This window comes from Abyssisolibacter sp. ZYX002 (genome assembly GCF_056892235.1).
This window is the reverse complement of record NZ_JARMXH010000004.1, coordinates 187,936-209,832: the sequence shown is the minus strand read 5'-3', so window position 1 is coordinate 209,832 and position 21,897 is coordinate 187,936. Positions and strand designations below refer to the sequence as shown.

Annotated in this window: 19 protein-coding genes; 3 read left to right on the top strand and 16 right to left on the bottom strand. The window is 29.9% G+C overall.

The genetic code is table 11. The features are described from left to right. Positions 1-4: 4 nt before the first annotated feature. From P3X86_RS13495 to P3X86_RS13475, 5 genes are all read right to left on the bottom strand, one after another. Positions 5-1,801: an ABC transporter ATP-binding protein gene (locus tag P3X86_RS13495; RefSeq protein WP_483293224.1), complete on the bottom strand. Its 1,797-nt coding sequence runs from the start codon at positions 1,799-1,801 to the stop codon at positions 5-7. A 301-nt stretch (positions 1,802-2,102) separates the two neighbouring features. After that, positions 2,103-2,228 (bottom strand): hypothetical protein, encoded by a 126-nt coding sequence (locus P3X86_RS13490; protein ID WP_483293223.1) that lies wholly within the window; start codon positions 2,226-2,228, stop codon positions 2,103-2,105. Between the two features lie 272 nt (positions 2,229-2,500). Beyond that, a complete protein-coding gene (locus P3X86_RS13485) occupies positions 2,501-2,884 on the bottom strand; it encodes a hypothetical protein (protein ID WP_483293222.1) in 384 nt (127 codons plus the stop codon). A 65-nt stretch (positions 2,885-2,949) separates the two neighbouring features. Then, positions 2,950-4,947 carry a fructose-1,6-bisphosphatase gene (locus tag P3X86_RS13480; RefSeq protein ID WP_483293221.1) on the bottom strand — a complete coding sequence of 666 codons (1,998 nt, stop codon included), beginning with the start codon at positions 4,945-4,947 and terminating at the stop codon, positions 2,950-2,952. Between the two features lie 250 nt (positions 4,948-5,197). Then, the gene (locus P3X86_RS13475) at positions 5,198-5,641 is read right to left on the bottom strand and encodes an Hsp20/alpha crystallin family protein (protein WP_483293220.1); all 444 of its coding nucleotides are present in this window, start codon (positions 5,639-5,641) and stop codon (positions 5,198-5,200) included. A 241-nt stretch (positions 5,642-5,882) separates the two neighbouring features. Here P3X86_RS13475 and P3X86_RS13470 point away from each other — a divergent pair, with 241 nt between their 5' ends. Continuing rightward, a complete protein-coding gene (locus P3X86_RS13470) occupies positions 5,883-7,061 on the top strand; it encodes a cation:proton antiporter (RefSeq protein WP_483293219.1) in 1,179 nt (392 codons plus the stop codon). Positions 7,062-8,051: 990 nt separating this feature from the next. On the opposite strand, the gene P3X86_RS13465 is transcribed toward P3X86_RS13470, so the two are convergent. The 5 genes from P3X86_RS13465 to P3X86_RS13445 all read right to left on the bottom strand — a co-directional run bounded on the left by P3X86_RS13465 (position 8,052) and on the right by P3X86_RS13445 (position 11,945). Then, the gene (locus P3X86_RS13465) at positions 8,052-8,423 is read right to left on the bottom strand and encodes a hypothetical protein (RefSeq protein WP_483293218.1); all 372 of its coding nucleotides are present in this window, start codon (positions 8,421-8,423) and stop codon (positions 8,052-8,054) included. A gap of 98 nt (positions 8,424-8,521) precedes the next feature. Then, positions 8,522-9,391 (bottom strand): metal ABC transporter solute-binding protein, Zn/Mn family, encoded by an 870-nt coding sequence (locus P3X86_RS13460; RefSeq protein ID WP_483293217.1) that lies wholly within the window; start codon positions 9,389-9,391, stop codon positions 8,522-8,524. Positions 9,392-9,589: 198 nt separating this feature from the next. Further along, entirely contained in the window at positions 9,590-9,943 is a 354-nt protein-coding gene (locus tag P3X86_RS13455; RefSeq protein WP_483293216.1) for a hypothetical protein, read from the bottom strand. Between the two features lie 90 nt (positions 9,944-10,033). Then, complete coding sequence (locus tag P3X86_RS13450; protein WP_483293215.1) at positions 10,034-10,426, bottom strand: hypothetical protein; 393 nt, start codon at positions 10,424-10,426, stop codon at positions 10,034-10,036. 121 nt (positions 10,427-10,547) lie between these two features. After that, positions 10,548-11,945: an oxaloacetate decarboxylase subunit alpha gene (locus P3X86_RS13445; protein WP_483293214.1), complete on the bottom strand. Its 1,398-nt coding sequence runs from the start codon at positions 11,943-11,945 to the stop codon at positions 10,548-10,550. A gap of 220 nt (positions 11,946-12,165) precedes the next feature. Here P3X86_RS13445 and P3X86_RS13440 point away from each other — a divergent pair, with 220 nt between their 5' ends. Then, the gene (locus P3X86_RS13440) at positions 12,166-12,597 is read left to right on the top strand and encodes an Lrp/AsnC family transcriptional regulator (RefSeq protein WP_483293213.1); all 432 of its coding nucleotides are present in this window, start codon (positions 12,166-12,168) and stop codon (positions 12,595-12,597) included. 50 nt (positions 12,598-12,647) lie between these two features. Here the strand turns inward: P3X86_RS13440 and murI are convergent, their stop codons facing one another. The 3 genes from murI to P3X86_RS13425 all read right to left on the bottom strand — a co-directional run bounded on the left by murI (position 12,648) and on the right by P3X86_RS13425 (position 16,425). Next, a complete protein-coding gene (gene murI, locus P3X86_RS13435; protein ID WP_483293212.1) occupies positions 12,648-13,421 on the bottom strand; it encodes a glutamate racemase in 774 nt (257 codons plus the stop codon). A 116-nt stretch (positions 13,422-13,537) separates the two neighbouring features. Beyond that, the gene (locus P3X86_RS13430; protein WP_483293211.1) at positions 13,538-14,704 is read right to left on the bottom strand and encodes a SpoIIE family protein phosphatase; all 1,167 of its coding nucleotides are present in this window, start codon (positions 14,702-14,704) and stop codon (positions 13,538-13,540) included. Between the two features lie 26 nt (positions 14,705-14,730). After that, positions 14,731-16,425 (bottom strand): [Fe-Fe] hydrogenase large subunit C-terminal domain-containing protein, encoded by a 1,695-nt coding sequence (locus tag P3X86_RS13425; protein WP_483293210.1) that lies wholly within the window; start codon positions 16,423-16,425, stop codon positions 14,731-14,733. 203 nt (positions 16,426-16,628) lie between these two features. Between P3X86_RS13425 and P3X86_RS13420 the strand changes: the two genes are divergently transcribed. Continuing rightward, positions 16,629-17,492, top strand: a complete 864-nt coding sequence (locus P3X86_RS13420) for a DegV family protein (RefSeq protein ID WP_483293209.1) — start codon at positions 16,629-16,631, stop codon at positions 17,490-17,492. Positions 17,493-17,803: 311 nt separating this feature from the next. On the opposite strand, the gene speD is transcribed toward P3X86_RS13420, so the two are convergent. The 3 genes from speD to P3X86_RS13405 all read right to left on the bottom strand — a co-directional run bounded on the left by speD (position 17,804) and on the right by P3X86_RS13405 (position 21,812). Next, positions 17,804-18,586 (bottom strand): adenosylmethionine decarboxylase, encoded by a 783-nt coding sequence (gene speD, locus P3X86_RS13415; protein ID WP_483293208.1) that lies wholly within the window; start codon positions 18,584-18,586, stop codon positions 17,804-17,806. Next, positions 18,583-19,545, bottom strand: a complete 963-nt coding sequence (locus P3X86_RS13410; protein WP_483293207.1) for a bis-aminopropyl spermidine synthase family protein — start codon at positions 19,543-19,545, stop codon at positions 18,583-18,585. The genes speD and P3X86_RS13410 overlap by 4 nt, the downstream gene beginning before the upstream one ends. Positions 19,546-20,117: 572 nt before the next feature. Further along, positions 20,118-21,812 carry a M3 family oligoendopeptidase gene (locus P3X86_RS13405; protein ID WP_483293427.1) on the bottom strand — a complete coding sequence of 565 codons (1,695 nt, stop codon included), beginning with the start codon at positions 21,810-21,812 and terminating at the stop codon, positions 20,118-20,120. Positions 21,813-21,897: the final 85 nt, after the last annotated feature.

Below are 21,897 nucleotides of genomic sequence, written 5' to 3'. Positions count from 1 at the left end.
TGCCTTATACTATTTTGTTTATATCTTCTTCTATTGAGTTTTGTATATTCCATATTCTTTTGTATAATCCTTGTTGCTCTAATAACTGCTTATGAGTCCCCATTTGCGTTATTTTACCTTTTTCTAATACTATAATCTTATCTGCTTGAGAAACAGTAGTAATTCTATGAGATATTATAAATGTTGTTACATCTTTGCTTCTATTTCTCAGAGATGCTCTTATAGCTGCATCTGTCTCTGTGTCAACTGCACTAAGTGAATCGTCAAATATCAATACTGGACAATCATTTATAATAGTTCTAGCTATCGCCACACGCTGTTTTTGTCCTCCAGATAATGTTACCCCTTGTTCTCCAACAGCCGTGTCATAACCATTGTCAAAATCTTTTATTACATCATGTATTGACGCTATCGAAGCTGCATTATATATCTCTTGATCTTCTACGTCTCCTCTAGCAATTCCTATATTATCTTTTATTGTCTTAGAGAACAAGAATGGTTCTTGTAATACTATTCCTACGTTTCTTCTCAACCATTTTTTATTAAAATCCTTTATATCTATCCCATCAATTTTTATTGAGCCTTTATCATAATCATAAAGTCTAATTAGCAAATGGATTAATGATGACTTTCCTGAACCTGTAGGTCCTAGTATTGCAACTGTTTCTCCTTTTTTAGCATCAAATGTTACTCCATTTAATATTGGATTTTCACTATTATATGCGAAATGTACGTTCTCAAATTCAATATTTCCTTCTATTTGTGGCTTTAATCCTTCATTTGTTTCTTCAGCTGATACATCTAGTATCTCATTTATTCTATCTATAGCTACAAAGGATTTACCCATATCAGTTAATATACGTCCCATTTGTCTTACTGGCCATAACAATCTATTCTCATATGTTGTAAATGCAACAACTGTTCCTAGTGTTACTTCTCCTTTAACTGCAAATACACATCCCATTATAAGAACTAAACCAACTTGTATCATACAGAATAAATCTGATAACGACCAAAAACTTGCCATCAGTTGTATAAGCCTTTCTACAAGCCTTCTATACTCTTCATTTTTTGCTTCAAATTTTTCAATCTCATGATTTTGCCTTCCAAAAGCTCTTACAACTCTAACTCCTGTAAGATTCTCTTGTAGAGTTGTTGATAATCTACCATCTGCCTCATCACACAACTTAAATCTGCTCTTTATTTTACCAAAGAATACAAATGAAAATATAAATATTACTGGCACCAATGATACCGCTATTAATGCTAGCTTTGTATTTATACTAAACATAATCCATCCACATATTAATACCATAAAAAGTCCTCTGCCTATCTCGACGAATTGTACTGCAAAAAACCTTCTAATGGTTTCTACATCTGATGTACACCTTTGGATTAGATCACCCGTTTCTGCTTTTACATGGTAATCATAAGGTAAGTTCTGAAGATGATTGTATAATCTTTCTCTCATATCTTTTGCTATAGATTCTGATGCCTCTGCCGACAACTTACCTTTTAAAAATAAGAATATTCCTCTTATTACTGTTATTGAAACTATTAATATACTACAAATCCACAGTTTTTCTCTAAGTCCTTCTCTTCCACCTACTAAATCAATGCTTTTTAAAATAAAATTTGAAGCTTCTATAGGTTCTGTTCCCAATATTCCGTCAATTGTAATCTTTATAATTAAAGGTATTAACAATGCTAATAAAGTTTCTATACCTATACTCAATATAGCAAATGTGTACTTTAATATATTGCCTTTTAATGTTACTGCCAATGATTTTAGTCTATTCATTATTATCTGCCCCCTTTTGTTTCCATTTTGTATAACTTTCTTGTCAAGTATCTAATGTAGTGAACTCTCTCCATAATCTCAAAATTCTCTTTCTTGCCATTTTTATTCCTCCTTAATTTTTATATATAAACTCATAACAGACCATGAGATTATACCACAACATGAATATTTTGCACTAAATTAGCTTTTAATGGTAAAAAAAAATAGGTTATTATAACCTATGATTAAGTCTATATAAATTAAAAAATCATAGGTACAACCTATGACTATTTTATACTATCAACTATGTACAAATGTTTACCTAATAGACATTGGTCGTGACTTTATATTTTATTTTTGCATTATTATTAAAGGCTAACATCACCATGTTAACTTGCCCTATACTGCTATTTTTATCAAAGCTTAATATTACATTGCCAGTTCTCATTTCCACGACCTCCTTCTTTCTAATTTTTTAACACTATATTAGTATACACTATTTTAATATTATATTCAACATATTTTATGAATTATTACGAAAATATGTTCTAGTTTTTTGTAGGATATAAATATTTATTTTATTCACCCCCTTTCACCACCATACTCAACGGATTCGTAGTATAACTATTCATTATCTTGTTGGCGACTTTCACCATTTAAATGATATTCATGTTAGGCACACATAAGTAAGGAGACTGCCATTTGGCAGTCTCCACATAATTAATAACGAACATCCTGTCTAAATATAATTACTAACAATAAGAACCAAAGAAGCAAACTAGCTCCATCAAAAAATTGACCTTCTACTTCCGCTTCAGCATTTGAACTGTTTATATTAATCAAATTTTTAACATAGTTTATCTTTCTTTTAGAAAAATCATCTACAAAGCCATCCATTTGCGCTAGTTTATCCAAATTCTTCGCATGAAGTTTTTTGTTTTCTGTAGATACTTTTCTTTGAATTTTTCTGATCTCTCTTATCAAATATCTATCAGATCTTTTCTCGTATTTTTTCATGAATTTTTTATATTCTTCCATGTCTTTATCTGTTAATATGGCACTACTCAAAACTAAATTCATATTATTATTATACTTTCTGGGCATATCATCTGCCTCCCGTATTTAGCTTTTTTCATAATATAATATTCAAAAATAATACAACCTGTGAATTATCTCTCTTTTAAAATACCATTTCTATATGCCACTAATAACATTTTTAATCTCTCAATCTTTGACATAATTTCTTTACCCTCGTCTGTATTGGCTATATATTTCCTATTTATTTTCTCTAAAACTTTTAGTGTAGAAACAATATCCTTCTCTTCATTTACAGCTTTATCTGTTGACTCAAAAGGTTCATGAGATGCTAACCTAAGACCGTATGAATTATATATCAATGTATATCCAGCTATTCCTGTCATAGGTTGATACGCTCTAGAAAATCCACCATCTATGACTAACAATTTCCCTCCTGCCTTTATTGGGCTTTCTCCTTGCTTTGTTTTTACTGGTACATGCCCATTTATTATATGTGAATCTTTTGTATCTAAATCAAATTCTCTTAATATTTTTTTACATACCTCTTCGTCATCTCTTAAATGAAAATATGGATTCTTAACCTCTATATGCGTTTTTTTGTCATCTATAAAATATCTTTCAAATGTAGTCATTTTATCTTTTCCGAAAAGTGGTGAACTATCTCCACACCATAAATACCACATTATATCTGCTCCATACTGCTCTTCGTCAATATTTGCTTTATCAAAGTATGCTTTTCTTATTAGTTTATCCCATATATCCAGTAACTTTTTTCCACTATAGTGTAGCTTTCCTACTTTAACTTTTTTAAATTCTCCACTATCATCTAAAGGTATACATCCATGATATAGTAAATTTGAATTCATCTTTAAATACATACTTCCATGAGAATATAAAAACCTTATATGCTTTTGTAGTTTTTCACTGTTACGGAAATATAGCTCCAATCTATCCATAAGATCTTCTTCTTCTCTTGATAATCTGTATGGATCTTGTGGGTCTATTGTAGGGAAGTTGTCATCATTTAACTTATACTGTTTTCCTTCTAAAACAATTGTAGTTTCTTTATAATCTATTTTATCTAACAGTAACCTATGCTCCATATTATATTGCGGGCTTCTTTTTATTATCTGCCCTTCTAATTTAAATTGAATTATTGATATTGCTTTATGCATTGCAGCAATCATTTTAAGGTCTCTTTCTCCATAATGCATTTGTATTGGAAACTTGGTTTTGAATTTATTACATGGGTCATTCTTATAAAAATGCATAGCAAAAGTTGCAAGAGGTAAGAGGTTTATCCCGTAGCCTTCTTCTATTGTAGCCAGATTTGCATATCTTGTTGATATCCTTATAACATTAGCTATACATGCTTTTGAACCACTTGCAGCTCCCATCCATAATATATCATGGTTTCCCCATTGTATATCAACGCTATGATGACTACAAAGCTCGTCTAATATGAAATGTGCACCCGGTCCTCTATCATATATATCTCCTAAAATGTGCAATCTATCAATCGCTAGTCTTTGAATAAGCTTACATATTGCTATTATAAACTCATCCGCACTATCTATATCTATTATAGTATTTATTATTTCATTAAAATAATTGTGTTTATTTAACATATCTCTATCTTCATGTAGTAGCTCTTCTATTATATAGGCAAATTGTTTTGGTAGTGCTTTTCTTACTTTTGATCGAGAATATTTTGAAGATACTACTCTACATATTTGTATAAGTCTATATAAAGTTTCGCTATACCAATTCTTTATATCTGTGTTTGTTTTTTTCTCTATCTCTAGCTTTTGTTCTGGATAATAAAGCAATATTGCTAACGATCTTTTTTGCTCTATTGTTAACTTTTGGAATATATCATCAATTTTTAGTTTAAGTACTCCTGATGCATTCCTGAGCACATGAGTAAACGCTTCATACTCTCCATGTAAATCCGTTAGAAAATGCTCTGTTCCCTTTGGCAGATTTAAAATTGCTTGCAAATTTATAATCTCTGCACTGACATCTCTAATCGATGGGTACTGTTTGGATAGTAGCTTTAGATAATCAATGTTTTCTTCTATGTTATATGTAGCTATCTCTTTCACAGAATCATGCCCCCTTCTTCTCATTATATTAACACTACATTGTTTCTTTATCAATATATTATTTTACAATATTTTGGTTACTTTATTAATGAGGGGGTTCATTTCCCCCTCTTAAAATGATGACAAAGTTATCTACTGTATTAAAGGTTCAAGTTAAGGTGTATTAGAATTGAGTAGCAGAGCTTACTTAAAGATAAGCAACAAAATTTTATGATAACGCATAACTGAACTTTTTCCTACAGTATAAAGGGAGTATCCCCCTATAGAAAACCTATCACCTAACCTTAGGCATCACTATCTCTAACATGCCATTTTTAAATACAGCACTTATTTTTCTTTTATTTACATTTTCAAGACTATAAGATTTTTCAAAATGTCCCATTTTACTACTATATGTCATCATACCATCTTTTTCTTTTTTCATTTCATCTTTTTTGAATGCTTTGACTGTTAGATAATCTCTATTTGTCTGAATATCTATTTGTTCCTTGTTAAAACCTTTTAAATCTAAATTAATTATATAAGCATCTGCTGTTTCGTTTATGTTATTTTGCAATATATTTGTATCTATGTTTAAACTTTTAAACAAATCACCGCTCAAGACATTGAAGTTTTTTATAATCTTGTTTATTAGTACTTCTGGCCTCTCAAAAAAATCATTTATTAACTGCCCAAGCGTCATATTACTTTTCCTATCATATGGCCTTATCTTATTCATTCATACCAACCCTCCTCATAGATTTTTAGGATTTGTTTATACTAAATACTATGCTTATTACCATATTTATGTGTTTTTGTATGGACTATTTTTTTTTATGGGTATATAATGGATATAGGCATTTGTTAATCTTTGTCTATCGTACCTAACAATCATATATAAGAAGGGAGGAGTTATTGAAACTATTATAGTTTTCATTAACAACAATAATATGAATACTTTGCTAGTTTTGAGTATTTCTTTGTTATGTGGTTTAATAACAGCAAAGATCTTAAATAAGCTCAAACTTCCCTCAGTGACGGGATATTTAATAGCAGGATTACTTCTTGGTCCATCTATTTTCAATGTAATACCAGCAGAAATCTGTACGAATATTGAGTATATAAGTGAATTTGCTCTTGGCATTATCGCCTTTCATATAGGAGGTAGCTTTGAGCTAGGTTATATAAAAAAGCTTGGTAAAAGCATTGTCGTATTAACATTAATACAAGCAATAGGTACTGCTGTCATAGTATTTATTGTTATGAACTTCTTAACAAATGATTTATCTTTCAGTATACTTATTGGTGCAATATCATCAGCTACAGCACCTGCAGCAACATTACTAGTCATAAAAGAATTTAAAGCAAAAGGTTCGTTAACAGATACGCTACTCGCAGTAGTTGCACTAGACGATATGGTTTGCCTTTTCATCTTCAGTATATCAACGGCAATAGCAAAAGTAATAACAGCACATAATTTTAATATAAAAGAAGCCTTTTTAATACCTGTAATGGAAATTGTTTTTTCAATACTGTTAGGTATTTTTATAGGGTTTATTGTACTTAACCTTTTAAAGAAAATCAAACATAATAATGATTCTTTGATTATATTTATAGGTGCAATACTACTTAGTTGTGGAATAGTTAAAGTACTACATTTGTCTCCACTACTTACTTGTATGTCATTTGGTGCATTCATATCTAATTTATATAAGGAAAAGAAAAAGCTTTACAGACAAATAGAGTTTATCACTCCTCCTATATATATTTTGTTCTTTACCTTTGCTGGTATCGGACTAGATATAAAGGTTCTATCTGGACTAGGAGTTTTAGGTTTAGCATACGTTTTATCTAGAACTGTAGGGAAAATTGTAGGGTCTTACTTAGGTAGCGTAGTGACTAGATCACCTGATGTAGTTAGAAAATATATCGGTCTTGGACTCTTACCACAAGCAGGTGTTGCTATAGGACTTGCAATGATTGTACTTTTAGAATTTCCAGCTATAGGTAAGAAACTCTCAAATGTAGTTATGGGAGCAGTTTTTATATACGAAATCTTTGGCCCGATTTTAACTAAAATGATTTTATATAAAGCTAACGAGGTAGGTATTGATAAAAAAACGAAAAAGAAAAGAAAAGCTGTAAGTATGAATACTTGATATTAAAAAATGGTGATTAAGGCATATACTTAATCACCATTTTCATTTAATATCGTTTTATACTTATCAATCATAAAAACTAATATACTCAAATAGAACAAAATAAAAATAAATTTTCTATTATTGCAATATCCAAAATAAAAATTAATGTAATAACCAATATACTCTCAGATAATTCTATAAGAGCTTTTTTATTAGCAAATATTTTTTTAGACAAAAAAATAAAGCAGTAATAGCAATCATAAGAGGAACTGCATGTTTAGCTATAAAATTTAATATATTACCTACCTTTATCACCTCCAATTAAAGTCTATCTAATTTTGCTACGTATATTTTTAAGGATTTTATTAATGTTGCTATACTGATTGTCCAAGTACAATAAAAACACATAAGACTATGTCCCATTTCATCCTAGGTCTAATTATAAAATTTGAACTATACAAATACACTAAAATTAGTGCCACAAACAAAAAATTTTCAATTACTTTTAATAATTCTCCTCTACTGTTAATCATTTGCCTAATATATGAAAATGATAGCCTTAAAAGAATAAGTTCAGCTATAATATAATTTTCTATAAATACTAGTATAATTACCACCTCTATAACAAATATGTATATATTATGAATCATGTATATATTATAATTCATGTATTTTGCGAAGTCAAACTAATTAATATATAAATTATTTTGCCATACTAAATAAGCTTTTTAACAAAGCAATAGCAAATATTATAAAAACAACATGTAACTAACTCTAAGCCTCCTTCTTTAGTTATTATTTTTATATTAAGAACAAGAAAAGTACAGCTATAATTAATTATATTGCTAAAAGTATTTATTTGATTTACTTTATATTTTTTATTAGATAAGAACTATTATAATCACTATCAAAACAATAAATTCTAACATCTCTATCTACAATCCACCTTATTGATTCACTATACTAAAAACCCGCCACTAACTTGACGGGTTTTTAAAATTTTTTATATCAATACGATAGTAATAAATCCGATTGAGCATCTTCTGCATTGTATCCTTCACATCTTGTAACTGGAACTACAAACATAAATCCTACTCCTCTTTGTGTGATATCTCCAATTTTTTCTTTTAGACTAGTTATAACGCTATTTAGTTTTTCTTCACTTCTAATAACGCTAATAATTGTTTTATTGTAAGGTTTTTTACCTTCTAATATCATTCGTATGCTTTTAAATAATGTCATATGTACATTATGCTCTAATAGTACTTTGCCCATTCCCATACTATCCATTGTTGTTGCTCCTACACCACACTCATACAATACTTCGTGTATATCATCTAGCAAATATACGTCATTTAGTATTAGAAAAAGTGCATACATATATAAACTTCTCTCCTCTCATCTGTGAATTGATATATCTTTACTTATATCATATCATGCCTTACAGTATTTAGGGAGTATATTTTGAAATTTTTATACTAATCTATATTAATTTTTTGGAAAAATGAGGATAGATTAAGCATGTTTTTAATGTAATTTTTACTCAATGGATTAATTTGATATATTGTCCCATTTATCTCTTTTGCTAATGTTTCTATAATCATACTATCCATTTGAGATTGATAAAATATTGCTTTAATGTTTTTTATCTTAGCAGTATCTATAATACTTTGTAACTGTTTTACGCTTGCCTCTTTACCATCAGATTCTACTACTATCATATTTAATCCATAATCATCTGCGAAATATCCAAGCGATGGATGGTACATAATGAAATCTTTATTCCTCATATATGAAAATTCTTTTTCTAATTTATAATCTAATCCCTTAAGTCTCTCCTTGTACTGCTCTGCATTTTTTCTATAATACGCTCTATTGTTCTCATCTATTTTCCCAAGTTGCAACGCTATCTCATCTATCATTGTTATAACTCTTCTAGGTGACATCCATATATGAGGGTCAATGCTATCTTCCGAAAAATACAACAGTTCATGTTTTTGTTTTACAATATCTACAAGATTTACAATCGATAAGCTTTTATTTATACTCTGTAGTTTGGGTAATATACTGTTCTCTGTCGGCACTCCTATACTAAAGTATACACTAGCTGAGCTTAGTTTTTCTATAGCTTTTGGTGTGATTTCATAATTTGCTGGGCTATGTCCATGAGGCACAATTGTTACTACTTCTACTTTATCTCCTGCTACCTCTTTTATGAACGTTTCTTGTGGCAATATTGTAGCTCCAACAATTAATTTATCCTCATCATACAGTTTAGTTGCAAGCTTGTCACAACCTACTACAGTTAATGATATTATCATACAAATTAGCAATAATCCTCTTTTCATACTTTCCTCCTACAATAGTTTCGTAGTTTGATTATTGCCAATTTAGTGTTATTTGATACCTTGATGAGTATTGAAAGCTTTAATTTGTTTTTGATAGCTCTCTTTTGTGTCATGCTTTGAGACTTAATAGTTATTTTTGTTGATGATTTAGTTTATCTTTGTGGTTCTTGTGATTGCTAAATCATTTTAATTTTTTCTTTAGTTTTTAATTGATTCTCTTTTAAAGAAAGGTATAAATAGTGTGAGAACTACTATTATTTGAATAACAGTACAAATAATTAATGTTTTTATTTCCATATCAATACTCGCCGATATTATTCCAACTGCAACCGTCAATAGTATGCCAATAAAAGTCATCTTTAAAAGACTATTTCTTAGATTTCTTTTTTGTCCTAATTCCATATTAACTATATCTTTCTTTTTTATAGAGCCTAATTCAACATCTACTTTCATTTTTTCTAGTTTAGATGATTTAATAGATAAAAGTATAGCTATAATTATACCTGTGCTAAAAATAATTTCTGGTATTATAAAAAAATCAAATTTACTCATATGCCCTCCAATTTATTTTTTCTATTGAAACTAGTTTTATAAAACACTTACTTTCTTTAATAAATGAAATAGCAATCCACTTCTCAGTAATTAATCTCCAAAAACACTATCTAAATATTTTATAATATTATCATCTGATTTATAAATAAAAAACCTTCTTGTGAATTCATTCTTATTCTTTATGATAATTTGCATTTTTTCAGTTTCGCCATTGTAAAATTTAACATTATATGTATATCCCATTGTAGGAATTATAAAAAAACTATGTTTTTTAAACTTCATATGATTTAGATTTTCAATAATATCTTTTATTCGTTTTTGATCTTCAATCGTGACAATTTCTCCAGTGTTGCCACTTTGAATATCAATACGACTATAGTCTCCTGTAATTTCAAATTTTCTTCCTACAAAAAACAAACCTGCTACTAACAAGATTAATACTATTATTGTCACAATAAGAATTTTTATTTTTTTGTTTCTCATAAATTTTCACCTCCAATATTTAAAATCTGTTCTATTTTTTGATATTATAACACAAAAAAACGACCACTAATAAATTTTTCGTATTAAATGGTCGTTTTACATTAATGTCTTTTTACTTTACCTATACTGGATAAGTCTTTTGGTCTATATCTACACATTCGCTATCTAGATTATACTTTTGTGCTTGTCGGTATTTAAAATATTCTTCTGATACCTGTGGGAACAATGCATCTGATAATACATCTTCTTCTTGCTCTAGATATTCTTTTACTCTATTTCTTATTGTAGGAAGCTGTGGCTTTATTAAATCTGCTGGCCTACAGTTTATTACTTCTTCTTCACCTATTATTTTCTTTCTTATATCATCTTTTATCTTTGTTGTTGCTCTTCCGTATTCTCCTCTAACATATGCTTTTATTTCTTTTGGTATCATTTTATACCTTTCACCTAATATTACATTGAATACAGCTTGTGTTCCTACCATTTGGCTCATTGGTGTAACTAATGGTGGATAACCTAAATCTTCTCTAACTCTTGGAACTTCTTTTAATACATCTTCAAATTTATCCATCGCACCTTGCTGTATCAACTGTGAAATAAGGTTAGATAGCATACCTCCTGGCACTTGATATATTAATGTGTTTACATCAACTCCTAATAGTTTAGGATTTAATTGTCCATTCTTTATATATTTTTCTCTTATAGGTTTGAAATGATCCGCTATTTCATTAAGGGTTTTTAAATCAAGCCCTGTATCATATTTAGTGCCTTTAAATGTAGCAACTAATGATTCTGTTGGTGGCTGTGATGTTCCTAATGAAAATGGTGATATTGCTGTGTCTATTACATCTACTCCTGCTTCTACTGCTTTTAAATACGTCATTGATGCCATTCCACTAGTACAATGAGTGTGTAGTTGTATTGGTACTAATATAAATTCTTTTAACTTTGATATCAATTCATATGCATAATACGGTGTTAGTATCCCTGCCATATCTTTAATACATATTGAATCTGCTCCTAATTCTTCCATAGATTTTGCAAGGTTTAAATAGTATTTTGTATCATGCACTGGACTTATTGTATAGGATATTGCTGCTTGTGCATGACCGCCTTCTTTTTTAGCTGTAACTAGTGCTTTTTCTATATTACGCACGTCATTAAGTGCATCAAATATTCTAATTATATCGATTCCGTTATATATAGCTTTTTTCACAAATTCTTCAACCACATCGTCTGCATAGTGTTTATAACCTAATAGGTTTTGTCCTCTTAAAAGCATTTGTAGCTTAGTATTTTTAACTCTTTTTCTTATTTTTCTTAATCTCTCCCATGGGTCCTCGTTTAAGAATCTTAGTGATGCATCAAATGTTGCTCCTCCCCACATCTCTAGTGAATGATATCCTACTTGATCCATTTTCTCTAGTATTGGACACATCTCATCAGTTGTCATTCTTGTTGCTATTAAAGACTGGTGTCCATCTCTTAAAACAGTTTCTGTAATACCCACTTTACTCATTTTAAAACCTCCTGTCATTACAAACCTAGTACATATATTTTGTCTTATTATTCATTTTATATTATGTGAAAAATATCCCTATTTCTACCTGCTTTTTTCAACTTTATTCTATCACCGATTATTAATTATGTACATATACAAACAAAGGTGTTATAATAAAACTACTTTAGATAATAATTTATTTTCAAATTTCTATTAAATTAATTAGGTGGAGGATATTATGGATATCACAGACTATAAAATTATAAAAATATTACAAACAGATGGTAGAATATCTATGAAAGATTTGGGCAAAATGGTTTCTTTAAGTCCACCAGCAGTTGCTGAGAGAGTGAAAAAATTGGAAGATACAGGCATTATAGAAGGATATAGAGCTGTCATCAATCCTGCTAGACTAGGCAAAAACATAACTGCTCTTATTTCATTGGATATGAAAGAAGGAATGTATAAAAATTTTATTGAATACGCAAAGAAGAAAAATAGTATCATTGAATGTCATCATATAACAGGAGGAGATTGTTTAACTCTTAAAGTTTTAGTAAGTGGCATTCATGAATTGGAAAAACTAATTGATGAAATAAAACTATCTGGAAACACACAAACAAATATAATATTATCTAGTCCAATTAACAATAAAATAATCTTACCTTAACATAACTAAAAAACAGGGCATTAGTTTAGCCCTGTTTATCTTTTTTGTCCCTATATGCTAAAAAGCCTCTTTGATAACTCAATCATAGACTTATCCTCACTCGAGTTATAAATCTTTACGTTTCCTTCTTGCTCTTTATTAAGCATATCACTCAATTTCAATACGTTATTAAGATGCATTACTGTACCTTTATTGCCATCTATTATCGGTATATCTTTCTTTATTACTTGCTTAATACAGTCTTTTAGGAAAATAAAATGTGTACATCCAAGCACTATAGCTCCTATGTCGTCCATTGAAATGTGTTTAAAATAACTTTCAACTACACTTTTTGCATTTATGTAATCAGTATCACCTGATTCTACTAGCTCTACTAGTTTAGGTGCTGGTATTTTTATAACTTTTTCTTTAGCCTTTAACTTCTTTATTAATAATCTAAACTTTTCTTCTGCTAATGTTATAGGTGTTGCTAATACTATTGTCTTTTTTTCGTCCGCTATTTTTAAAGCTGGTTTTACAGCTGGCTCCATTCCGATTATAGGTATGGTATATCTATTTCTTAAAATTTTTATAGCTGCACTTGTTGCAGTATTACAAGCGACTATTATTGCCTTAACACCTTTTTGAACTAAAAAATCACACGCGCTAATTGATAGCTTTTCTATATCTTCTCTACTCTTTACTCCGTAAGGTGCATTCATAGAATCCCCGTAATATATATATTTTTCGTTAGGCATAAATTTAACTGCATCTCTTAAAACACTTATACCCCCCATACCTGAATCAAACAAACCTATAGCAGAGGTATGTTTTACTATTTTCAAAAATAATTCCTCACCTTCATAAGAATATATAATTATTGAACTTAGAATAACCCATTTATTAGATTATGTCAAATACTATTAGCTATTATACATAGATAGTGCCAAATGATGATACATCAATAGTATTTAATATTTATAATTTTCCCCATACTTCTCAGAAGATTACACATTTCATTAACAACATTTACCTTCATTTTTAAATCAATTGGTATTGTTAGGTTTTGATGGGCTGGATTTGCTGCCCCTCCTATCCATAAGTTTAGATGAGTACAGTCATTTACTAGTACATCCATTAATAAACTAGCCCCATCTTCTTCATGTGGATAAACAAAATTATACACTCCTTGTGAAGTATATGCTTTAAGGTATTCTACTGTTTTGCTTAATGTTAGTACACCTTCCGTAACAAGATCTATCCCTTTAATATATGATATGGGCGGAATATCTGATTTTAAATCCTCAATTTTAATATCTACTTTCTCTCTCATCTCTCTTGCTACTATATTCGCAGCTGTTCCTCCACAAACAACTCTCTTTCCTTTTGCTATTAAAAAATCCCTAACTAGCTTGTTATCCAAATTTTTATCCTTTGGTGGCCCTGTAAACATATTAATAACTTCTGGTTTTCTGATTTTTACTACAAGCACACTAGTATCATCTCCCGGTTTGTCCATATAAAGCTCATTACACGTTTTTATTAGATTTTTGGATATTCTCTTTGCACTTTTATCTTTATATGATTGCTTCTTAATATACTCTGCTACATTCTCCCATTGCCAACCTTGATTTAGAACTCCTCCTGCACCTGCATGTATGACTCCATCACTAACCAATACTAATATATCTCCTATCTGTAGCTGTATGTTGCTCTCTTTAACCAATTTATCATTTATATACCTTTCCTTCTTTGGTATATGCATTATTTTATTATCTCTTACAATTATAACTGGTGGATTGTCATACTCAACTATATAAGCTTTGCCATCCTTAGATATTTGAACTATACCTAACGTTGAGTAAGCTAAATTTCTTACATTACAAACCGGAAGAGTATTTGTAATTGTATCAACTGTTTCTTTAATACTAGCTCCTTGACTTAGCATTGATGCTGCAATTTTTGTGGTCAATGTTGCAAGTATGTTAGCCTTTACACCACTTCCTAGTCCATCTGCAACTACTATTATAACTTTATCCTGTGTTTTTATTATTTCTACTTTATCTCCACAAAGCTCTTCTGTATTTTTGTTGATACTATCATATGCAATATCTATAAACAAATCCATACGCACACCTCATATTTTAAATTAAATTAAAGCATATCTTTTAGTTTCGTCAGTATCATCTTTGTCTCAGCTGTTGTTTCTCCTAGTAAACTAGCAATTTCTTGTGCTACTCTCATCTGTTTATTTATTACTTCTTGAGCAGCATTTAGTGTATTTGCCTTTACTCTAGCTAACTCTTTTTTATCTTTTTCGTTTTTAGTTATATCAGTCATTATTGCTAATATTACATGTTCTTCTTCTAGATATAGAATATTTGCAAACATAGTTACTCCATACTGTGAATAATATCTCTTTTCCTTAATAAGACTTTCTTTTGTATCCATCACTTTAACAAAATCCTCATCGTTCAGTATAAAAGATATGGGTTTACCTACTATATTTCTAGAGTCTATATTAAATAACCTTTCAGCTGTGGGATTAAATTCTTTGACAAATAAGTTGTTATCTAATAAAAATATGGCATTCGGACTATACTTAAATATGACATTTTTCAGACTATCTGCCTGCGCCTTCATATAAGGCAAACACATATTTAACTCTGTCATACCTTCATAAACTGACTCTGCTTTTTCTCTACAAGTTTGATATCCACAAGCATTACAATTAAGCTCATCACTTTCTGTATATTTACCTATCTTACCTAGTATTTTTTTGATTTCTTCTTCATTAGGCATTTTTCTATCTACTTTTTTATCAAAGAAAGTTTTATGATAATTTAAATCCTTATATTCTTCTTCGTGTCTATTAATAGCTTCTGTATTGCTTACATATTCTTTGACTCTTTTATATCTACTATAGTAATTACTACCATCTTTAGGCATACCAGGTCCACCTATACAGCTTCCATTACAGATATTGAGCTCTACACATAAGCTATCTATACTACCAGATTCTAAATAACTAAGGACCTCTTTGCAATCTTTTATATCGTTAACTGTGATAAAATCATATTTGCTATTTTTTGTATCTTTATTATAAGGAAAGATATTCCCACTTATAGGAAATAAATTACCCCTTTTACTAGACTTTTTATCAAACTTTTGAGGCTCTAATTCCTTTAAAACTATATTTTCCGTCTGAAACCACTTAGCTAACTCATCAAATGTAAGAACTGAGTCTATTGCTCCTTCATGTTCAAAGTCTTGGCTCTCATATCTCTTTGCTATACATGGCCCTATAAATACTACGTATGCATCCATACCATATTTACTTTTAAGCATTTTACCGTGTGCAATCATTGGTGACACAACTGGTATCATATATTCTATCAATGAAGGATAATATTTTTCTATTAAATAATTACCCGCTGGACAGCTTGTAGATATAAGATTTTTTTGCTTTCCTTCCTCAATATATTTTTTATAATAATCTATAATTATTTCTGCCCCTATAGACGTCTCCTCTACTATCTCAATACCTAGCCTTTTTAACCCTGTTACTATTTGTCCTATTTCTTCCATATCAAAGGCCCCTGGAAATGACGGTGCTATACTTACTATAACTTTTTTGTTATCCTCTATTGCTTCTTTCACTTCTTGCACGTAGTTATTTATGCTTATTGCCTGTTGAGGACAAACAGTATAACAAAGTCCACAAGCTATGCATAATTCATCTTCTATTTTAGCTACTTCATCTAATATCTTTATAGCTTTTGTTTCACATGCTCTTAGGCATCTATAACAATGGTTACACTTATCTTTTGAAAAATGTATTAGACTCATAGTAATCTCCTCTCTATATGCATTTTGTATACAATGCATAGTGTTATTTATATAACAAATATATTATAACAAGTTGCTGTTCATTTTGCTACTAATAGATTTTAGGTACTTATATAATTTCATCCATATAATAATATTCATATTTTACATAAGTTTGTTAATGTAATATAATATAGTTAGTTTAATTTGAAAGGATGTAAGGTATGTGTATAAAGATTATTACAGACAGTGCATGCGATTTGCCTAAAAATATCATTGAAGAATTCGACATAGAATTAATGCCTATACTTGTATATCTTGATGATGTAGAGCATAGAGATACTATTGATATCCAGCCTAAGTTTCTATATGACAAAATGCGAGAGGGTTCTAGCACTAAAACAGCTCAACTTTCTATGGCTAGTCTTAGAGAAGTATTTTTAAAATATGCTAAAAGTAATCAAAGTTGCATTTATATTGCTTTTTCTTCTGGTTTATCTGGTACATATCAAACTTCACTTATGGTAAAAGAAGAAATTCTAGAAGAATATCCCGAATTTGATTTGACAATTGTAGACACTAAGTGTGCATCTACAGGTTTTGGTTTAATAGTCTACAAAGCTGTTCAACTTGTCAAAGATGGTAAAAGTAAGGATGAAATTTTAGAAGCCATAGATTTTTACTGTGAGCATATGGATCATATTTTTACTGTTGATGATTTAGAATACTTGTATAGAGGCGGTAGAGTAAGTAGAGCTTCTGCTGTTATTGGAGGTATGCTGAATATAAAGCCTATACTTACCGTCGATGACGGAAAACTGGTACCTATTGAAAAAGTTCGTGGTAAAAAGAAACTAATAAAAAGAATGATTGAACTTATCGGAGAACGTGGTAAGTGCTTAGATAATCAGTTAGTATCTATTTCTCACGGAGATGATGAAGAGGCGGCACTAAAAATCAGAGATATCTTGAAAGAAAAGTATAACTGCAAATCCTTTATTATAACATACATAGGTTGTACTATTGGTTCCCATACAGGCCCAGGAGGACTTACGGTATCTTTCTTAAATGAAAAATCACCATACTAGTATTTCTGGTATTATATTTAATTTTATTAATAAAGAGAGTGTCTTATCGATTCGATGATATTGGCACTCTCTTAGTTTTTTTATGTAATAAATATTTGCAAACTATAATAATTTATAATATAAGCTTATTATATTTTTAGATAGAGGTGGTCATGTGTCCAAAATATATTTCATGAGAAAAAGAACTGTATATACAATATTGAGTGTCGTTTTGTTTGTTGCTATTGTTATAATTTTATTTTTTATGTTTTAGTTTTTATTAGGGATGTAGTAAAGCAAAAGCTTTACCCATCCCTAATTACTTAGTATTTTTATACATTTTCTATTATTTCTTTTATCTCCATTTCCATATCTGTTATCAACAGTTCTTGTTCTTTTTCTGTTAACGGAATCTCTTTTTTAAATAAAAAAGCATCTATATTATAATGTTTTAGCATCATTTTTGTATAGAATATGTTTTTATTAGGCAAATTTAGATCTTCCATTGTGTAGCACTTTTTGTGGTCTTTTGAAATAAAATCCTGTATACTTTTTATTTTATGATCTGCATAACACTTCTTCCCATCGATATCTCTCGTAAATCCTCTTACTTTATAATCTGCCGATATAATATCTGCTTTAAATTTGTCTATAAGGTAATTTAAAGTAGTTATTGATGGTATATCTCCACAAGTGCTAACTTCTATATCTGTTCTTACAATACATATATTTTTAAGAGGCACAATCTCTGGATAAGTATGCGCAGTTATATGACTTTTATCTAAATGCCCCAACGCATACTGCACACATCCAATGTTTCCTCCATTACATGAATCATCTATTTTCATATCTAATGATAATTCCTCTGATATCATGATATTTACGCTTGATCCTTGTGGTTGATAGTTTTGCTTTGATATATTTAGTATATTTGCATTTATCTTTTGTGTTAGCATTTCCAATATATATGTTAATTTATCTGCTCCATAGTGTTTGTATACAAAGTTTTTAAATATTCGCTCGTCTTCTTCTCTAACATAATACAGCTTATAAAAGTTTATATTTAATGTCTTGGTGAGATTGTTAAAACCCTGCAATTTATAATTATGCTTCAACATCTCACCTTCTCTTTCCTATTTTTCTTGCACTGCTTTGTATATAAATACTCTGTATAATTATCTCCTTTTATATCTGATTTAGTATAAGAAGTAGTATTTAATACCATCAACTGACCTATGTTTCCCAAAATACTTGCACCTTCATATGAATTAAATTTAGGTACTATTCTATCAACACTTAGTCCCATTTGATTAATTTTTGTTAAGATTTTATAAGATGCATCGTATGATCTGTGTGCAAAAGATAAAAATATTGGTAATCCTTTTCTTCTTTTTAATGCATCAACTCCTCTAGACAAAAATAATCTCATGCCATTCATTGTATACGGTGGATCTGTATAAAAACAATCAAATTCTTCAATAAGCTCATCGTGCAATTTTTGCCTTAAATCTCTGTTATGACATATTATAGGCAAGTTAAAATCTCTAGCTATTTTATCTATATACTCTAAGTATCTACTGTCTATATCTACAACATGAATCTCTGTTTTATTATCCTGGCTATTATCGTATAACTTATTTATTAATAAACCTAATGATACACTTACAAGATCATCATCACCTATACAAAGTATCTTCTTATTTATGAGTGTCTTGTATTTAAGTGATAACATAGCCCTCCTCATGCTTGTAATATAATCACAGTGTGCCTGATCGACTGTAAAATCAACTGAAGGTCTAGCATCAAATATGTTTTTAATAGTTTTAATCTCATCATTAAAGACATCCTTCATTCTACATGCCTTGGTTAATTTTTGGTATAACCCTTTATTTAACCCTTTATAGCCTAATTGATCTTCAACATATTGTTCACCCTTAGGTGTTATTGATATGCCTTTATATTGCTCTACTATACCTACCTTTATAAATTCTTTTTTCATTGCTGTTATAAGCGGTACAGGTAAATATAATTTTCTAGCTAACTCTTTACTTGATATTGGGCTTTCAAAGTACAAATTAATTAAAAACTGCTCTATTACTGTAATACCTTCTTCTAATTGAACTTTCTTATCTATTTCTTGTATATAGTCCTTTATTATGTTTCACTCCTTTTATCATTCTATTGCTATCACCTTACAAAATATCTTTTTATCTAAACTCATTACATTTAACATACTACATTCCTCCTTTTTTATTTTTAGTACAAAAAAACCGTGCATTAGCACGGTATTAATAGCATAGGTATACTCTAAATATATACGTAACCTATTAATAAGAGTTTTATAAGCTAAACACCCGTGTCCTCAACCTTGCCATCTCGTAAGCACAACAAATAAACCAATGTAATTTGGAATTTTCTGCTACAAGATTAAACTAACATAATGGTTAAGCAACTTCACTCATAAAACATACTCCTATAAAATATATATTGTATCACTATTACATAGTAACATTTAGTGGTTTAGCTGTCAATAATATATTTGATACTTACTTTGTCGTATCATAGCTTAAGCTTGGTTTATTCAAATTCTTAAATATAACCGAAAGCATAAGTTTTATTCTATTTATTAAAGCAGTTTTTTACACATTAAAACTTAGAATCATCTACACCATCTAACCAAGCTTTAATAACTTTTGTAATTTTTTCTACCGTATCAGGTTCAAACGGCGATGTCAAATCAGCCAATTTTAATAACCCTAAAAATGAATCTTTTCCACCAGCACGACATAATTTCAAATAAGATGTCCAAGCTTCTTCTCTACTATTCAAAGATTTCACTAAGTACTGGAATGCGCATATTTGTGCCAAAGTATAATCAATATAATAGAAAGGCATTTCATAAATATGTGCTTGTTTTTGCCAGAAACCACCTGTTTCTAAATAATCTATGCCATCGTAATCCAAGTGTGGCAAATACACCTTTTCAATTTCTCGCCACTGACGACGTCTCTCTTCAGGCGTTGCCTGTGGATTTGCATAAACAAAATGTTGGAACTCATCGACTGATACTCCATAAGGAATAAATTGAAGCCCTTCTTCTAGATGTACGTATCTAAACTTATCACCATCTTCTAAGAAAAACTCGTCCATCCAAGGCCATGTAATAAACTCCATTGCCATCGAATGAATTTCTGCAGCCTCTGAAGTTGGCCAATTGTACTCAGGTACAATGGCATCCCTACTGCTATAAACTTGGAATGCATGTCCTACTTCATGAGTCAATACAGTAACATCTCCCAAAGTTCCATTGAAATTAGAAAAGATAAATGGCGATTCATAGTTTGGAATGAAAGTACAATAGCCTCCACCAGCTTTACCTTTCTTGGTCACCAAATCTAACAAGTCACGTTCACGCATGAACTTGAAAAACTCATGAGTTTCTGGAGCCAATTCTTCATACATCTTATCTGCTTTTGATATGATCCAATCTGGCTCACCTTTAGGTACCGGATTACCTGATAAAAATCTAAAGTTTTCATCATAATATTTCAAAGACTCTAACTTCAAACGTTTGGTTTGACGCTTTCTAAGCTCATTACAAATTGGTACAATATGATCTCTTACTTGATCTCTAAACACTTTTACCATCTCTTGGTTATAATCCAAACGTTCCATTCGCTTATAGCCTAGTTCAATAAAAGATTCAAAACCTAACTTTTTCGCCATTGTGGTTCTGATCTTAACCAGCTCATCATAAATTCTATCCAAATCATCTCGTTGACTTTCTAAGAATTCAAAATAAGCTTTATTCGCATTTTTTCGTACTTCTTGATCTTTAGATTCGCGATAAGGTGCCATCTGAGACATATTCAATGTTTTGCCATCGAACTTTATTTCAGCAGAAGCAATCAACTTTCTATATTCTGTTGATAATTTATTTTCTTGCTTTAAATCATCTAAAATAGCATCATCAAATGTTTGAATTTGATTCTCAGCTTTTTTAAACAAGAGCTCACCAAATGTTTCTTTTAGTTCATCTTTAAATTTTGAATTCAAAATGGCTTTATAATAGCTTGTTTTTACACCTTTAACCTCTGGCATCATATTATCCATGAATGCCATTTCTTCATCATAAAATTTGTCTGTCGTATCAATGGAATTACGGATATAACACAACTCAACCATTGTATCAACATCCTTTTCCTTTTGAATGAGTTCGTTCATAATCTCAATTTGTTGCTGGGCTGAATCCGCATTTTCAAAAGACGTCAATAATTCTTGAACTGTTTGTTTATAACCTTCTATATCAGGTCTTTGATACTTATAATCGTTAAATTTCATCATAAAACTTCCCCCTTTATCATCAGTATAGCTGATAGGCTCTTGATTATTCTTTGGCCTTACGTCTTACTAATATACTAACACA

Excerpts from the sequence above, each read along its gene's own strand:
- P3X86_RS13430 (WP_483293211.1), bottom strand. The coding sequence starts at position 14,704 with ATGGATTTGTTTATAGATATTGCATATGATAGTATCAACAAAAATACA.
- P3X86_RS13460 (WP_483293217.1), bottom strand. The coding sequence starts at position 9,391 with ATGAAAAGAGGATTATTGCTAATTTGTATGATAATATCATTAACTGTA.
- P3X86_RS13465 (WP_483293218.1), bottom strand. The coding sequence starts at position 8,423 with ATGTATGCACTTTTTCTAATACTAAATGACGTATATTTGCTAGATGAT.
- P3X86_RS13420 (WP_483293209.1), top strand. The coding sequence starts at position 16,629 with ATGTGTATAAAGATTATTACAGACAGTGCATGCGATTTGCCTAAAAAT.
- P3X86_RS13485 (WP_483293222.1), bottom strand. The coding sequence starts at position 2,884 with ATGCCCAGAAAGTATAATAATAATATGAATTTAGTTTTGAGTAGTGCC.
- P3X86_RS13490 (WP_483293223.1), bottom strand. The coding sequence starts at position 2,228 with ATGAGAACTGGCAATGTAATATTAAGCTTTGATAAAAATAGCAGTATA.
- P3X86_RS13405 (WP_483293427.1), bottom strand. The coding sequence starts at position 21,812 with ATGAAATTTAACGATTATAAGTATCAAAGACCTGATATAGAAGGTTAT.
- P3X86_RS13475 (WP_483293220.1), bottom strand. The coding sequence starts at position 5,641 with ATGAATAAGATAAGGCCATATGATAGGAAAAGTAATATGACGCTTGGG.
- P3X86_RS13495 (WP_483293224.1), bottom strand. The coding sequence starts at position 1,801 with ATGAATAGACTAAAATCATTGGCAGTAACATTAAAAGGCAATATATTA.
- P3X86_RS13450 (WP_483293215.1), bottom strand. The coding sequence starts at position 10,426 with ATGAGAAACAAAAAAATAAAAATTCTTATTGTGACAATAATAGTATTA.
- P3X86_RS13425 (WP_483293210.1), bottom strand. The coding sequence starts at position 16,425 with ATGAGTCTAATACATTTTTCAAAAGATAAGTGTAACCATTGTTATAGA.
- P3X86_RS13440 (WP_483293213.1), top strand. The coding sequence starts at position 12,166 with ATGGATATCACAGACTATAAAATTATAAAAATATTACAAACAGATGGT.
- P3X86_RS13445 (WP_483293214.1), bottom strand. The coding sequence starts at position 11,945 with ATGAGTAAAGTGGGTATTACAGAAACTGTTTTAAGAGATGGACACCAG.
- P3X86_RS13455 (WP_483293216.1), bottom strand. The coding sequence starts at position 9,943 with ATGAGTAAATTTGATTTTTTTATAATACCAGAAATTATTTTTAGCACA.
- P3X86_RS13480 (WP_483293221.1), bottom strand. The coding sequence starts at position 4,947 with ATGAGAAGAAGGGGGCATGATTCTGTGAAAGAGATAGCTACATATAAC.